The following is a 14,834-nucleotide window of genomic DNA, read 5'->3' as shown; positions in this document are numbered from 1 at the left end:
AGTGAAACGATGCATCGCCGATGGTAGTGTGGGGTTTCCCCATGTGAGAGTAGGTCATCGTCAAGATTAAATTCCAAAACCCCTATCTGCGTATGCAGGTAGGGGTTTTGTTTTTGTCCGCAGGAAACTTCACGCATCAACACCAGGCAGCTCCCGGCTGCCACAGTCTGCCGACAATGCTAAGGTTCGCCCTGGCGTTTGTATTTTTCCAAGGAAGCCTTTATGCCGGACGCGACGTCCCTCAGTGCTGGTTTTATGGTGGTTCACGGCAACCGCCTGGACGAGTTGCGCAGCTTGGTCGTGAGCTGGATGCGGCGTTACCCGCTGGCCCCCTTGGAAAACGAAATCGCCCTGGTTCAGAGCAACGGTATTGCCCAATGGCTCAAGCTGGCACTGGCAGAAGACCCTGAAGACGACGACATGGGCGGGTGCGGAATTGCCGCGGCCATAGACGTGCAGTTACCGGGCAGTTTCATGTGGCAGCTCTATCGCATGGTCCTTGGTCGCGATGAAATTCCGGTCAAGTCCCTGCTTGATAAAGCGCCGCTGACCTGGCGCCTGATGCGCCTGCTGCCGCAGGTTATCGATCAGCCACACTTCGAACCACTGCAACGCTTTCTCACCAACGACAGCGACTTGCGCAAGCGTTATCAGCTGTCGGAGCGCCTGGCCGATCTGTTCGACCAGTATCAGGTCTACCGGGCAGACTGGCTTGAAGACTGGGCGGAAGGTCGACACCAATTGCGCAATGGACGAGGCGAATCCAAACCGCTGACTCCGGCCAACGCCTGGCAGGCGGAGTTGTGGCGTGCACTGTTGCTGGATGTCGGTGAGCAGGGCATGGCGCAAAGCCGTGCGGGTGTCCATCAACGGTTTATCGAACGTATCAACAGCCTGGACGAAGCCCCTGCCGGATTACCCTCAAGGGTGATCGTATTCGGGATTTCCTCGCTGCCCGCCCAAGCCCTGGAAGCGCTTGCCGGGCTGGCCCGGTTCAGCCAGGTCCTGCTCTGCGTACACAACCCATGTCGTCACCATTGGGCAGACATCGTCGCCGATAAAGACCTGTTGCGGCACCAATACAAGCGCCAGGCACGCAAGAGCGGCATGCCCGTTGTGCTTGACCCGCAAACCCTCCATCAGCATGCGCATCCATTGCTGGCGGCATGGGGAAAGCAAGGCCGGGACTACATCAACCTGCTAGACAGCTACGACGATCCCAACAGTTACCGCTCTGCATTTCGCGACGGTCGTATCGACCTGTTCAGCGATAGCGAGCCGCTGAATATGCTTAATCAACTGCAGGACGACATCCTCGAGCTGCGTCCTCTGAATGAAACGCGCGAGCGCTGGCCAGCCGTGGATTTACAGCTTGACCAGTCGATCCGTTTTCACATTGCCCACAGCGCCCAGCGGGAAGTGGAAATCCTCCATGACCAACTGCTCGCGCGCTTCAGTGCCGATCCAGCTCTAAGACCCCGTGACGTCATCGTCATGGTGCCGGACATCGACAGCTATGCCCCGCATATTCGCGCAGTATTCGGCCAGCTGGAGCACAGGGATCAGCGCTTCATTCCGTTCACACTCGCCGATCAGGGCCAACGCGGTCGCGATCCGTTACTGATCGCCGTCGAGCATCTGCTGAAACTGCCTGACAGTCGTTTCCCCGTCAGCGAGATCCTCGACCTGCTGGACGTTCCTGCCCTAAGAGCGCGGTTCGGTGTTGAGGAGCGCGACCTGCCGACCCTGCATCGCTGGATCGAAGGCGCAGGCATTCGCTGGGGCATGAATGCCGAGCAGCGCGCCACTCTCGGCCTGCCCGCAGAGCTTGAGCAAAACAGTTGGCGTTTCGGCCTACGCAGGATGCTGCTTGGTTACGCAGTGGGTAGTTCAAGTGCCTATGGCGGCATCGAACCCTACGACGAGATCGGTGGCCTGGATGCTGCGCTGATTGGCCCGCTGGTGGCACTGCTGGATGCACTGGAAATTGCTTACCGGGAACTGGCGACTCCTGCAGCTCCCGGGCAATGGGGCATGCGCCTGCAAGCGTTGATCCAATTGTTTTTCCAGGCCAGTAACGAGCACGACGACTACTTGCTCGCCCAGCTCGAAGAGTTGCGCGAAACCTGGCTGGAAACCTGTGAGTCGGTCGGGCTGCATGACCAACTGCCCCTGACCGTGGTTCGCGAAGCTTGGCTCGCGGGCCTGGATCAGGGGCGGTTGTCCCAGCGGTTCCTGGCAGGTGCGGTCAACTTCTGCACCTTGATGCCCATGCGTGCGATCCCGTTCAAGCTGGTGTGTCTGCTGGGCATGAACGACGGCGACTACCCCCGCGCGCAACCGCCGCTGGACTTCGACCTGATGGGCAGCGATTACCGCCCAGGCGATCGGTCCCGGCGCGAAGACGACCGTTACCTCCTGCTGGAAGCCCTGCTCTCGGCCCGTGATCAGCTATATATCAGCTGGGTAGGCCGCAGCATTCGCGACAACAGCGAACGTCCGGCTTCAGTGCTGATCGGTCAACTTCGCGATCACCTCGCTAGCGGTTGGCGATTGGCCGATGAGGCACAGGTCCTGCTTGATATCCTGACCCAGGAGCACCCACTGCAGCCTTTCAGCGCCCGTTATTTCCATGAGGGTGAGGGGCTGTTCAGCTATGCCAGCGAATGGCAGACCCTCCATCAAGCCTGTGCACCGGCTGCAGATTTCGAGACCCTTGAACCCTACGCTCAGGAAGAGCCGTTGAGCCTGGGGCAACTTCAGGACTTCCTGCGCAACCCAGTGCGTCACTTCTTCAGCCAACGCTTGAAGATATTCTTCGAAGCGGCCGAAGCGCCCCTGGCCAATGAAGAACCTTTTGTCCTCGATGCCTTGCAACGCTACAGCCTCAGCGCCAGTTTGCTTGACGCGGCACAGGGCCAACCCGATCTCGCGGATCAGATACTGGCTGCGCACGCCATTCGCCTGCAGAACAGTGGTCTGCTGCCCATGGCCGGCTTCGGCGAATACCTGCAACGGGAGCTTATCGAGCCGCTGCCGGATCTGCTGCTGCGTTATCAGCAACTGCTCACATTGTGGCCGACGCCGCTCAACAGCGCGTTGCCGATCAATCTGGAGTCGCAAGGCCTGCGTCTGGAGGGATGGCTAAGCGGCCTGCATCAGCGCGCAGATGGGGGCTTGCTGTCGGTGACCACGATCCCCAACAGCATTGGTGCAATCAAGGCTCGCAAATGGCATCGGCTCACGCGGCCCTGGGTCAATCATCTGGTGGCCTGCGCCAGCGGTTGGCCAATGACCACCGCCCTGGTGGCCAGTGACGACAGCCTGCTGCTAGCTCCAATGGAGCAGGCGCAGGCGATGAAAATTCTGGGGGATCTGCTGTTGGCCTGGAAAACGGGCATGCGCCAGCCACTGCCGATTGCTGTGAAAACGGCCTTTGCCTGGCTCGCTCAGACTGACCCGGTCAAGGCCGAAGCCGCAGCTCGCAAAGCCTATGAAGGTGATGGTCTGAACACTGACGGCGAACGTCGTGAAAGTGCAGCGCTGGTCCGGCAGTTCAAGGATTACGACGCGCTTATGGCGGATGAATCATTTCCCGGGTGGTGCGATGCATTGTACCGACCGCTCCTGCAAGCCCCTTGGCGTTCCTTGACGAGTGAGGAATCGCGCGCATGACCGACAAAACTCCACTGGCCCTGGCCTTTCCGCTTCGCGGCAGCCAGTTGATCGAAGCCAGCGCCGGGACCGGCAAGACCTTTACCATCTCTGCACTGTATGTGCGCCTGGTTCTGGGCCACGGTGGCGAGAGCGCTGGCTTCGGGCGTGAACTGCTGCCGCCGCAGATCCTCGTCGTCACCTTCACCGACGCGGCGACCAAGGAGCTGCGCGAACGTATCCGCACGCGCCTGGCCGAAGCGGCGCGGTTTTTCCGCGATGAAATAACTGCGCCGGACTCCCTGATTGCCGACCTGCGCGATCAATACCCAGAGGAGCAGTGGGCCGGTTGTGCCAACCGCCTGGACATCGCGGCACAGTGGATGGACGAAGCTGCCGTCTCGACCATCCACAGTTGGTGCCAGCGCATGTTGCGCGAGCACGCGTTCGATAGTGGCAGCCTGTTTACCCAGAGCCTGGAAACTGACCACAGCGACTTGCTCGGTGAAGTCTTGCGCGACTACTGGCGACTGTTCTGCTATCCCATGCAAGGCGATGCGCTGAGCTGGGTGCGCGGAAACTGGGGCGGCCCGGCGGCACTGCTGGCGCGTGTGCGCGGGTTGATTTCCAGTGAGCGTGACACTACGGCGGGCAAAGAACCGGCTGAGCTGATTGCCGAATGCCTTCAGGAGCGTCGGGCGGCGTTGATTGAACTGAAGACGCCCTGGACTCAATGGGCACAGGAACTGCTTGCCATCTGTCACCAGGGCGTCGTGAGCAAGAGCGTCGACGGACGCAAGATGCAGGCGCGTTATTTCGAGCCCTGGTTTGAAAAGATCCAGGCCTGGGCCGCGGACGAAACGCTGGAGCAACTGGATATAGGCACCGGCTTCACGCGCCTGACCCCGGACGGCATGGCAGAAGCCTGGAAAGGCGCAGTGCCAAGTCACCCGGGGCTGGATGCGATGCCTGGGCTGAAGGCCAGTCTGGATGGCCTGCCAACTCCCGATGCGGCCGTGCTGCAACATGCCGCGCAATGGGTCGGAACGCGGTTCGAAGAAGAGAAGCGCCGGCGAGCGGAGATGGGCTTCGATGACATGCTGCTGCGCCTCGATGCCGCCCTGCAAGCAGAAGGGGGCGAGCGCCTCGCCACGCTGATTCGTGAACAGTTTCCGGTGGCATTGATTGACGAGTTCCAGGATACCGATCCGGTGCAGTACCGGATCTTCGAGACCATCTATCGCATCGAAGACAATAACCCTGATTGCGGCCTGTTCCTGATCGGCGACCCCAAGCAGGCGATCTACGCCTTCCGTGGCGCCGATATTCATACTTATCTGCGTGCGCGCCAGGCCACTACTGGCCGGCTGCATACCCTGGGGACCAATTTCCGCTCCAGCCATGGCATGGTCGGCGCGGTCAATCATGTATTTGAACGTGCCGAGTCTCGTGAACTGGGGCGCGGGGCCTTCCTGTTCCGTGAAAAGAATGGCGTTAATCCCGTGCCATTTTTGCCCGTCCAATCCCAGGGCCGCAAGGAAGTGCTGCAGATACAGGGCCGCCCGGTGCTGGCCCTGAACATCTGGCACCTGCCTGCCGAGCAACCGCTGTCCGGCGCGGTCTACCGCAAATACTTGGCCGCCGCCTGTGCCAGTGAAATCACCACATTGCTCAACAGCGGGCAACAGCAACAGTCAGGATTTCAGCAGGAGGGCAAGGCTTTCCGAGGCCTGCTGCCGGCGGATATCGCCATCCTGGTGCGCGACGGCAAGGAAGCTCAAGCCATACGCGCCGAGCTGTCGGCCCGTGGCGTGCGCAGTGTCTACCTGTCGGACAAGGATTCGGTATTCGCCGCCCAGGAAGCCCATGACCTGCTGTCCTGGCTCAAGGCCTGCGCCGAGCCGGACGTCGAGCGCCCACTGCGTGCTGCACTGGCTTGCATCACGTTGAACCTGTCACTGGCCGAGCTGGAACAGCTCAACCAGGATGAGTTGGCATGGGAAGCACGAGTCATGCAGTTCCGTGGCTACCGCGAGCTCTGGCGCAAGCAGGGCGTATTGCCGATGCTGCGACGCCTGCTACATGACTTCAAATTGCCGCAGGCCTTGATCGCCCGCAGCGACGGCGAGCGAATCCTGACCAATCTTCTGCACCTGTCCGAGTTGCTGCAACAGGCTGCCGCCGAACTCGATGGCGAGCAGGCGCTGATTCGTCACCTGTCCGAACACCTGGCGCTGTCTGGCCAGGCAGGGGAAGAGCAGATACTGCGTCTGGAGAGCGACGAACAACTGGTCAAGGTCGTGACCATTCACAAATCCAAGGGCTTGGAATATCCCCTGGTGTTCCTGCCTTTCATTTGCTCGGCCAAACCGGTGGACGGCAGTCGGCTGCCGTTGCATTACCACGATGCTGCCGGCAAGGCGCAGATCACCCTGAAGCCGACTGCCGAATTGATCGCACTGGCCGATAGCGAGCGACTGGCCGAGGACCTGCGCTTGCTGTATGTCGCCCTGACTCGGGCGCAGCACGCATGCTGGCTGGGCGTCACCGATCTCAAGCGGGGCAATAACAACAGCTCGGTGCTGCACCTGTCTGCACTGGGTTATCTCCTGGGCGGCGGAGCCATGCTGGCGGAGTCTGCCGGCTTAAAACGCTGGTTGGAGGACCTGCAGCAGAATTGCCCGGCCCTCAGTTACTCTGAGGTACCGCCGGCGACCGTCGAGTACTACCAGCCGCCGCAGAACGATGCGCGCCTGCTCGCTGCGCTGATGCCCAAACGCCGTGCCAGTGAAAACTGGTGGATTGCCTCCTATAGCGCTTTGCGTATCGGCGACAGCTTAAGTGTCGGCAGTGACGAAGCACCTGAAAACCCGCAGGCGCAGAAACTATTCGACGATGAACGCCTCGATCCCAATGCGCCGCGTGAAGTGGCGGCCGGTGGCGCCGACATCCATCGATTCCCCCGCGGCCCCGGTCCCGGCACCTTCCTTCATGGGCTATTGGAATGGGCCGGTGGCGAAGGATTTTCCGCAGCCCCACAAACGGTTGAAGACGCCATCGCGCGCCGCTGCAACCGGCGTGGGTGGGAAGGCTGGATCACCACGTTGAGTGACTGGCTGCAGCACCTGCTCGCATCACCTCTGCACCTGGGGGCCGGGCAGCCCCCGGTCGTGTTCGAGCACCTGTCCCAGTATCGGGTCGAGATGGAATTCTGGTTCGCCAGCCATAAGGTCGACGTGTTGAAACTCGATGGGCTGGTACGCCAATACACGCACAACGGCGTCGCGCGGGTGGCGGCCGAACCGGTGTTGCTCAACGGCATGTTCAAGGGCTTCATCGACCTGACGTTTGAACACGAAGGTCGGTATTACGTGGCCGACTACAAATCCAACTGGTTGGGCGTCGATGACTCGGCTTATACCGGGCCAGCGATGGAACAGTCGATCCTCGACAACCGCTATGACCTGCAGTACGTGCTGTACCTGCTGGCCTTGCATCGGCAACTGAAAGCGCGTCTGGCCGATTACGATTACGACCGGCACATCGGTGGTGCCTTGTACCTGTTCCTGCGCGGCACCCGTGCAGCCAGCCAGGGGGTTTATTTCGCCCGTCCGCCACGGGAGTTGATCGAGCGCCTGGACCGCCTGTTCCAGGGCAAGCCGGAGCCCAAGGCCGAACCCGCCTGGGAACAGGGAGAATTGTTATGAGTCGTACCTTCGCCGATTTGCTGCCCACGCCACTGGCGGCCGAAAGCCTGGCCGACCTCGCGCCGTTGAGCCGCGCCGAAGACTTGCTGCTGTTGCTCACGCGTTGGGTCGAGCGGGGCTGGTTGCGCGCACTGGACAAGGCGTTCGTGGCCTTCCTGCATGAGTTGGCGCCCGATGATGATCCGCTGGTATTGCTGGCGGCCGCGCTGACCAGCCATCAGCTGGGCCATGGGCATGTCTGCCTGGACCTGTACGAAACGCTCAAAGAACCGGACTTTGCCCTGTCCCTGCCACCCGAAGGCGATGTGCAGGGCGGCTCGATGCTGTTGCCTTCGCAATTGCTCGAAGCGCTCGACGGCGCGCACTGGTGCAAGGCGCTGGCTGTCAGCCCCCTGGTCGCGTTGGCGGCCGACGGACGCGAGGATGCGCAGCACAGGCCCTTGGTATTGTCGGGTAAACGCCTTTATCTGCGGCGCTACTGGACGTACGAGCGACGTATCGACCTGTCCTTGCGTCAGCGCCTGGCGGAACCCGATGAGGTCCCAGCCGACCTGAGCCAGCGCCTCACCGGGCTGTTCGGTCCGGCCAAGCCGGGTGAAGTGATCGACTGGCAAAAACTCGCCTGCGCCCTGGCGATCCGCAGCGCATTCAGTATCGTCACCGGTGGTCCCGGTACCGGCAAGACCACCACCGTCGTCCGTTTGCTGGCATTGCTCCAGGCACCCGCAGTCGAAGCCGGCCAGCCGTTGCGCATCCGTCTTGCTGCTCCTACCGGTAAGGCGGCGGCGCGCTTGACGGAGTCCATCAGTCAGCAGGTCAGGACGCTGGAAGTCAGCGAAGCGGTCAGGGAGAAAATCCCCTCGGACGTCACCACGGTGCACCGCCTGCTGGGCAGCCGGCCCGGTACACGGCACTTCCGCCATCACGCTGGCAATCGCCTGCCCCTGGATGTGCTGGTGGTGGACGAAGCGTCGATGATCGACCTGGAGATGATGGCCAACTTGCTCGATGCCATGCCGGCCCATGCCCGACTGGTGCTGCTTGGCGACAAGGACCAGCTGGCGTCGGTTGAGGCCGGCGCCGTGCTGGGCGATCTGTGCCGCGACGCGGAGGCGGGCTGGTACAACCCGCAGACTCGCCAGTGGCTGGAACAGATCAGTGGCGAGTGCCTGGCCAACAGCGGCCTGCACGAAGATACCCAGGGCCTTCATCCGCTGGCGCAGCAGGTGGTAATGCTGCGCCATTCGCGACGCTTCGGTGAGGGCAGCGGCATTGGCCAGCTGGCTCGCTGGGTCAATCAGCAACAGCCCGAAGAGGCGCGCAGACTGTTGACTGCCCGCAGTCACGACGACGTGTTCAGCCTGGCGCTCAAAGGCGAACAGGACCGGACGTTGGAGCGCCTGCTGCTCGAAGGCCATGGCGATGGGCCGCAAGGTTATCGGCATTACCTGAGCCTGCTGCGTCAGCAGCGCCCGCCGTTGGGCCGGCCCCTTGAGGATCCGTGCTGGACCGAATGGGCGCGCCAGGTGCTGCAGGCGTTTGATGCCTTCCAGTTGCTCTGCGCCGTGCGCAAGGGCCCCTGGGGCGTGGAAGGCCTGAATCAGCGAGTAACCGCCGCGTTGCTCAAGGCCCGGTTGATCGATAACGATCAGCAGTGGTACGAAGGTCGGCCGGTGCTGATGACGCGTAACGACTACGGCCTGGGGCTGATGAACGGTGACATCGGCATCGCGCTCAAGCTGCCCGAACGTGAGGGACCTGAGGCCGGTAAGCAGGTGTTGCGCGTGGCATTCCCGCGCAACGATGGTCAGGGCGGCGTGCGTTTTGTACTGCCGAGCCGGCTCAATGACGTCGAAACCGTCTATGCCATGACCGTGCACAAATCCCAGGGCTCGGAGTTTGCCCACACCGCACTGATCCTCCCGGACGCCCTCAACCCGGTGCTGACCAAAGAGTTGATCTATACCGGGATCACCCGGGCAAAGAACTGGTTCACCCTGATAGAGCCCCGTGCCAGCGTGTTCGAAGAGGCCGTGCGGCGCAAGGTCAAGCGCCTGAGTGGGCTGATGCTCGACGTGGATGACGGCCTGGGCCAATAACGGAAACTTGACGACTTACCGATACATCGTCGTTTTCAAGGAAGAAAATATCCCGCTGCTTGGCTTGGTCAGCAGTGTGCCTGTCGCCACCCACTCCACGGTAACCGGTCGCACCGAGAACCGCAGGGTGTCGATCGTGTATCCGCCGACTAATCGGCAAACAACATCTCGCGACTCTCACCCATCAACAAGCCCTGATTCTGCTCAGTCACCCCGCGGATGTAATCCCACAACAGGGTAATCCGCTTGAGCTTCCTCAGGTCCTCGCGGCAGTACATCCAGAACTGCCGGGTGATGTTGATCTCTTCCGGCAGCACCGGCAGCAGCCGCGGATCCTGGGCTGCCAGGAAGCACGGCAGGATGGCCAGTGACCGGCCCTGCTGCGCGGCGACGAACTGTGCGATGACGCTGGTGCTGCGCAGGTTGGCGCTGGCTCCCGGCAGTACGTTGGCCAGGTACAGCAGCTCTGAGCTGAACGCCAGGTCATCCACATAACTGATGAACGCATGCTTGGCCAGATCGCTTGGCCGACGGATCGGTGGGTGCTGGTCGAGGTAGTCCTGGGTCGCGTACAGCTGCAGCCGGTAGTCACACAGTTTGCAGCATACATAGGGGCCATGCTCCGGGCGCTCCAGGGCGATGACGATGTCTGCCTCGCGCTTGGACAGGCTGATGAAGTGCGGTAGCGGCAGGATATCCACCGAGATCGCCGGGTAGGCGTCGACGAAATGGCTCAACTGCGGGGTGATGAAAAAGCTGCCGAACCCTTCGGTGCAGCCCATGCGCACATGCCCGGATAACGCCACGCCTGAGCCGGACACCTGCTCGCAGGCCATGTGCAGGGTGCTTTCGATCGACTCGGCGTAGCCCAGCAGTCGTTGGCCTTCGGCCGTCAGGACAAAACCGCTGGTCCGGGATTTTTCGAACAGCAGAGTACCCAGTGCCGTTTCCAGCGAACTGATGCGCCGCGACACCGTGGTGTAGTCCACCGCCAGCCGCTTGGCAGCGGTACTGGCCTTGCGGGTGCGGGCGACTTCAAGGAAAAACTTGAGGTCATCCCAATTCAGTGAACCTAGAGACGTGATGTTTTTTTGCATGATGGACCGGCTTTTATGTGCGTTCTTATTAGAAGTTTGCACATCTATACTCCAAAAACCGTCCGACAACCAATTCGCGACACCCGCCTCATCGCAAGGCGACTTTCTCGCCTTGGCTCCCTGATAACAACAAGTCCAGGAGACCCAACATGAACGCATCGCTCACGCCCAACGACACCACCGTGCAGAAGGTCAAGCTGTTGATCAATGGCGAGTGGGTCGAGTCGCAGTCCACCGAGTGGCACGACATCGTCAATCCGGCGACCCAGCAAGTGCTCGCCAAGGTTCCGTTTGCCACCGCTGCGGAAGTTGACGCAGCCATCGACGCTGCACATCGCGCCTTCCAGACCTGGAAGCTGACGCCGATCGGCGCGCGCATGCGCATCATGCTCAAGCTCCAAGCATTGATCCGCGAGCACTCCAAACGCATTGCCGTGGTGCTGAGCAACGAGCAGGGTAAAACCATTGCCGACGCTGAAGGCGATATTTTCCGTGGCCTGGAAGTGGTCGAGCATGCCTGCTCCATCGGCACTCTGCAGATGGGTGAGTTCGCCGAGAACGTCGCCAGCGGCGTCGATACCTACACCCTGCGCCAGCCGATCGGCGTGTGCGCCGGCATCACCCCGTTCAATTTTCCGGCGATGATTCCGTTGTGGATGTTCCCGATGGCCATTGCCTGCGGCAATACCTTCGTGTTGAAACCTTCTGAACAGGATCCGCTGTCGACCCTGCTGCTGGTGGAACTGGCGATCGAGGCGGGCGTTCCCGCAGGCGTACTTAATGTGGTGCATGGCGGCAAGGATGTCGTGGATGCGCTCTGCACCCACAAGGACATCAAGGCCGTATCCTTCGTCGGCTCGACTGCGGTGGGCACTCACGTCTACGACCTGGCGGGCAAACACGGCAAGCGCGTGCAATCGATGATGGGCGCGAAAAACCATGCTGTGGTGCTGCCAGATGCCAATCGTGAGCAGGCGCTGAATGCGCTGGTCGGCGCCGGTTTTGGCGCGGCAGGTCAGCGCTGCATGGCCACGTCTGTGGTGGTGCTGGTGGGGGCGGCCAAGCAATGGCTGCCGGACCTGAAAACACTGGCGCAGAAACTCAAGGTCAATGCCGGCAGTGAGCCGGGTACCGACGTTGGGCCGGTGATTTCGAAACGCGCCAAGGCACGCATCCTCGACCTGATCGAAAGCGGCATCAAGGAAGGCGCCAAGCTGGAGCTGGACGGGCGCGACATCAGTGTGGCCGGCTACGAGCAGGGCAACTTCGTCGGCCCAACCCTGTTTTCCGGGGTGACCACCGACATGCAGATCTACACCCAGGAAATCTTCGGCCCGGTGCTGGTGGTGCTGGAGGTCAACACGCTGGACGAGGCCATCGCCCTGGTCAACGCCAATCCCTTCGGTAACGGCACTGGCCTATTCACCCAAAGCGGGGCGGCGGCGCGTAAATTCCAGAACGAAATCGACGTCGGCCAGGTCGGCATCAACATCCCGATTCCGGTACCGGTTCCGTTCTTCAGCTTTACCGGCTCGCGCGGTTCGAAACTCGGCGACCTCGGCCCGTATGGCAAGCAGGTGGTGCAGTTCTACACTCAGACCAAGACGGTCACCAGTCGCTGGTTCGATGACAACAGCGTCAACGACGGTGTGAACACCACCATCAACCTGCGCTAAGGAGCGGTACATGAAAATCGCATTTATCGGTCTGGGCAACATGGGCGCGCCGATGGCGCGCAACCTGATCAAGGCCGGCCATAACCTCAAGCTGGTCGACCTGAATACCACCGTGCTGGCGGAGCTCGAGCAGTTGGGCGGCAGTATCAGCCCGTCAGCCCGTGAGGCGGCGCAAGGTGCGGAGCTGGTGATCACCATGTTGCCGGCCGCCGTGCATGTGCGCAGTGTCTGGCTGGGTGAAGACGGCGTGCTCGCGGGGATTGGCAAAGGGGTCCCGGCAGTGGATTGCAGCACCATCGATCCACAGACGGCACGTGAAGTAGCGAGCGCTGCTGCCAAACAAGGCGTGGCCATGGCCGATGCACCGGTGTCTGGCGGTACGGGTGGTGCAGCTGCTGGCACCCTGACGTTCATGGTCGGTGCCACGCCCGAGCTGTTTGCCACCCTGCAACCGGTACTGGCGCAGATGGGCCGCAATATCGTGCACTGCGGCGAAGTCGGCACCGGGCAGATCGCCAAGATCTGCAACAACCTGCTGCTGGGGATTTCCATGGTCGGCGTCAGCGAAGCCATGGCCCTGGGGGATGCCTTGGGTATCGACACCGGCGTGCTGGCGGGCATCATCAACAGTTCCACCGGGCGCTGCTGGAGTTCGGAGATGTATAACCCGTGGCCGGGCATCGTCGAGACCGCTCCGGCCTCGCGCGGCTATACCGGCGGCTTCGGCGCCGAACTGATGCTCAAGGACCTGGGGCTGGCGACTGAGGCGGCCCGTCAGGCGCACCAGCCGGTGGTGCTGGGCGCCGTGGCGCAGCAGTTGTATCAGGCAATGAGCCTGCGCGGGGAGGGTGGCCAAGACTTCTCGGCAATTATTAACAGCTATCGCAAACCCCAGTAAAAGCGGTTTATTCGCACAAGCAAAAGATCGCAGCCTGCGGCAGCTCCTACCCGGGAATGCCGCAGGCTGCGATCTTTTCTATGCATCAGGCAAACACAAAGTACTTGCGCACAGTCTCGACCACTTCCCACGTGCCTTTCATCCCAGGCTCGATGACAAAGATATCGCCTGCACGCAGATGGATCGGCGCCATGCCCTCCGGGGTGATTACGCAGTAGCCTTCCTGGAAATGGCAGTACTCCCACTTCACGTATTCCACATACCATTTGCCCGGCGTGCAGATCCAGGTGCCCATGATCTTGCTGCCGTCTTCACTGGTGTAGGCGTTGAGGTTAACGGTGTGCGGATCGCCTTCGAGCTTTTCCCATTTGCAGGCATCGAGGACCGGCAGTGGGTGGGTGTCGCGAAGAACGGTGATAGGTGCGGTCATGTGGACTCCGAGCAGTGGATGCAAGAACGAAGTCGCACCCTATAGCGCCCGTCCGGCGGCGAGTTGTCTGTGCTCGACATCGGGGTGTCCAGAAACGCGCAGGCGCCTAAAGAGTTTCCAGCGGGCAGGCAGCCCGGGCCTGTTCGACGCCCTGTTCGAATTCGACCAGTTGCGCATGTTGCCGCGCCAGCGTAGCCATCCGTTCGCTGATCTCGTGTTTCTTCGCCGCAATAGCCTGATGGGCCAACTCCCACGGCACCTGGCTTCCCTGGTGGCCGGCGAAAATCGCCTGCAACTCTTTGAGGCGGAAGCCCAGTTGCTGTGCGCATTTGATGAACACCAGCAGTTCGACGCTCTGCTGGTCATACACGCGATAGTTGCCCTGGCGCTCGGCCACCGGCAGCAGGCCGATCGCCTCGTAATGGCGGATGCTTTTGATCGTGGTTCCGGAGCGTTGCGCAGCCTGGCCGATGTACATCAATAATTCCCTTTAGTGAGTCCCGGGCATTATCGGCATTCTCAGTGACTGGCGATAGCTTCGGCCCGCTGCAACCATCGTTCGCGCTGGGCCTGACTGGAGTCGAGGATCGGGCCGAAGGTCAGGGTCCTGGTGGGCTTGATGCCGCAGAACTCCAGGGTGGTCTTGCGCATTTGATGCAAGCCGGGCATGCGGTAGAACCATCGGTAATACCAGGGCGGTGTATCCATGGTCACCAGCAGGTGCGCGCTGCGACCGTGCAGAAGTTTGTCGGGGAACGCTTTACCTTTGCGGTATTTGAAAGCGAAACCGGGGAGGAACACCCGGTCGAAAAAGCCCTTGAGCAGGGCTGGAATCCCGCCCCACCAGATCGGGAACACCAGCGTCAGTTGCTCGGCCCACAAGACATCCGCCTGGGCTTGAAGCAGGTCGGCTTCAAGGGGCTGTACTTGCTGGTAGCCCTCACGCAAGACGGGATCAAACGCCAGCTGGCCGAGAAACAGTTGGCGCACTTCATGCCCGGCGCGCAGGGCCGACTGGGTGTAGCGTTCGGCCACTGCGGCGCAAAAACTGCTGCTCGAAGGATGGCCGAGAATCACCAGAATCCGTTTACCCATGGTGGCTGTCCTTGAGGAGGAAAGCCCAAGGGTAAAGTCTGCCCCTCAGGGGAGAGTCAAGGCATGCAGCAAGGCCTTGGCGTAGGCGGGCAGTTGCGCGAAGTCGCGGGCACACAGCAACAGCTTGCGCTGCGCCCAGGGTTCGGCCAGCGCGATGCTGTGGAACGCCGGGTCGCCG

At 61.4% G+C, this 14,834-nt stretch carries 9 protein-coding genes and 2 pseudogenes; 6 read left to right on the top strand and 5 right to left on the bottom strand.

All coding sequences use genetic code 11. The features are described 5' to 3' along the window. The first annotated feature begins 222 nt into the window (after window positions 1-222). The 4 genes and pseudogenes from recC to L9059_RS31145 form a co-directional block, all read left to right on the top strand. A complete protein-coding gene (gene recC, locus L9059_RS29535) occupies window positions 223-3,675 on the top strand; it encodes an exodeoxyribonuclease V subunit gamma (protein ID WP_247294947.1) in 3,453 nt (1,150 codons plus the stop codon). After that, the gene (gene recB / locus L9059_RS29530; protein ID WP_247294914.1) at window positions 3,672-7,361 is read left to right on the top strand and encodes an exodeoxyribonuclease V subunit beta; all 3,690 of its coding nucleotides are present in this window, start codon (window positions 3,672-3,674) and stop codon (window positions 7,359-7,361) included. Before recC ends, recB begins: the two co-directional genes overlap by 4 nt. After that, window positions 7,358-9,460 carry an exodeoxyribonuclease V subunit alpha gene (recD, locus tag L9059_RS29525; protein WP_247294898.1) on the top strand — a complete coding sequence of 701 codons (2,103 nt, stop codon included), beginning with the start codon at window positions 7,358-7,360 and terminating at the stop codon, window positions 9,458-9,460. The genes recB and recD overlap by 4 nt, the downstream gene beginning before the upstream one ends. A gap of 28 nt (window positions 9,461-9,488) precedes the next feature. After that, window positions 9,489-9,599 (top strand): annotated as a pseudogene (locus tag L9059_RS31145) (OmpA family protein); the annotation flags it as partial. A gap of 10 nt (window positions 9,600-9,609) precedes the next feature. Here the strand turns inward: L9059_RS31145 and L9059_RS29520 are convergent. Next, window positions 9,610-10,557, bottom strand: coding sequence for a LysR family transcriptional regulator (locus L9059_RS29520; RefSeq protein ID WP_247294895.1), 948 nt, complete (start codon window positions 10,555-10,557; stop codon window positions 9,610-9,612). 149 nt (window positions 10,558-10,706) lie between these two features. Between L9059_RS29520 and L9059_RS29515 the strand changes: the two genes are divergently transcribed. Both L9059_RS29515 and mmsB read left to right on the top strand, forming a co-directional pair. Continuing rightward, a complete protein-coding gene (locus tag L9059_RS29515) occupies window positions 10,707-12,233 on the top strand; it encodes a CoA-acylating methylmalonate-semialdehyde dehydrogenase (protein ID WP_247294876.1) in 1,527 nt (508 codons plus the stop codon). 10 nt (window positions 12,234-12,243) lie between these two features. Next, on the top strand, window positions 12,244-13,131 hold the full coding sequence (mmsB, locus tag L9059_RS29510; protein WP_247294858.1) for a 3-hydroxyisobutyrate dehydrogenase: 888 nt from the start codon (window positions 12,244-12,246) through the stop codon (window positions 13,129-13,131). Window positions 13,132-13,216: 85 nt separating this feature from the next. Here the strand turns inward: mmsB and L9059_RS29505 are convergent, their stop codons facing one another. The 4 genes and pseudogenes from L9059_RS29505 to L9059_RS29490 form a co-directional block, all read right to left on the bottom strand. Continuing rightward, window positions 13,217-13,561 (bottom strand): cupin domain-containing protein, encoded by a 345-nt coding sequence (locus L9059_RS29505; RefSeq protein WP_007988984.1) that lies wholly within the window; start codon window positions 13,559-13,561, stop codon window positions 13,217-13,219. 106 nt (window positions 13,562-13,667) lie between these two features. Continuing rightward, window positions 13,668-14,039 carry a MerR family transcriptional regulator gene (locus tag L9059_RS29500; protein WP_247294855.1) on the bottom strand — a complete coding sequence of 124 codons (372 nt, stop codon included), beginning with the start codon at window positions 14,037-14,039 and terminating at the stop codon, window positions 13,668-13,670. Between the two features lie 41 nt (window positions 14,040-14,080). After that, window positions 14,081-14,656 carry an NAD(P)H-dependent oxidoreductase gene (locus L9059_RS29495; RefSeq protein WP_247294853.1) on the bottom strand — a complete coding sequence of 192 codons (576 nt, stop codon included), beginning with the start codon at window positions 14,654-14,656 and terminating at the stop codon, window positions 14,081-14,083. A 45-nt stretch (window positions 14,657-14,701) separates the two neighbouring features. Beyond that, a pseudogene (locus L9059_RS29490) lies at window positions 14,702-14,834 on the bottom strand (LysR family transcriptional regulator); the annotation flags it as partial.

The sequence above is a fragment of the Pseudomonas violetae genome, from assembly GCF_023072615.1.
GTDB lineage: Bacteria > Pseudomonadota > Gammaproteobacteria > Pseudomonadales > Pseudomonadaceae > Aquipseudomonas > Aquipseudomonas violetae.
Note: the sequence above shows the minus strand (reverse complement) of the source record. Positions and strands in the feature narration are given on the sequence as shown.

What these genes read in the sequence shown, in the direction of transcription:
- recC (WP_247294947.1), top strand. Translation starts at nt 223, where the DNA reads ATGCCGGACGCGACGTCCCTCAGTGCTGGTTTTATGGTGGTTCACGGC.
- recB (WP_247294914.1), top strand. Translation starts at nt 3,672, where the DNA reads ATGACCGACAAAACTCCACTGGCCCTGGCCTTTCCGCTTCGCGGCAGC.
- recD (WP_247294898.1), top strand. Translation starts at nt 7,358, where the DNA reads ATGAGTCGTACCTTCGCCGATTTGCTGCCCACGCCACTGGCGGCCGAA.
- L9059_RS29520 (WP_247294895.1), bottom strand. Translation starts at nt 10,557, where the DNA reads ATGCAAAAAAACATCACGTCTCTAGGTTCACTGAATTGGGATGACCTC.
- L9059_RS29515 (WP_247294876.1), top strand. Translation starts at nt 10,707, where the DNA reads ATGAACGCATCGCTCACGCCCAACGACACCACCGTGCAGAAGGTCAAG.
- mmsB (WP_247294858.1), top strand. Translation starts at nt 12,244, where the DNA reads ATGAAAATCGCATTTATCGGTCTGGGCAACATGGGCGCGCCGATGGCG.
- L9059_RS29505 (WP_007988984.1), bottom strand. Translation starts at nt 13,561, where the DNA reads ATGACCGCACCTATCACCGTTCTTCGCGACACCCACCCACTGCCGGTC.
- L9059_RS29500 (WP_247294855.1), bottom strand. Translation starts at nt 14,039, where the DNA reads ATGTACATCGGCCAGGCTGCGCAACGCTCCGGAACCACGATCAAAAGC.
- L9059_RS29495 (WP_247294853.1), bottom strand. Translation starts at nt 14,656, where the DNA reads ATGGGTAAACGGATTCTGGTGATTCTCGGCCATCCTTCGAGCAGCAGT.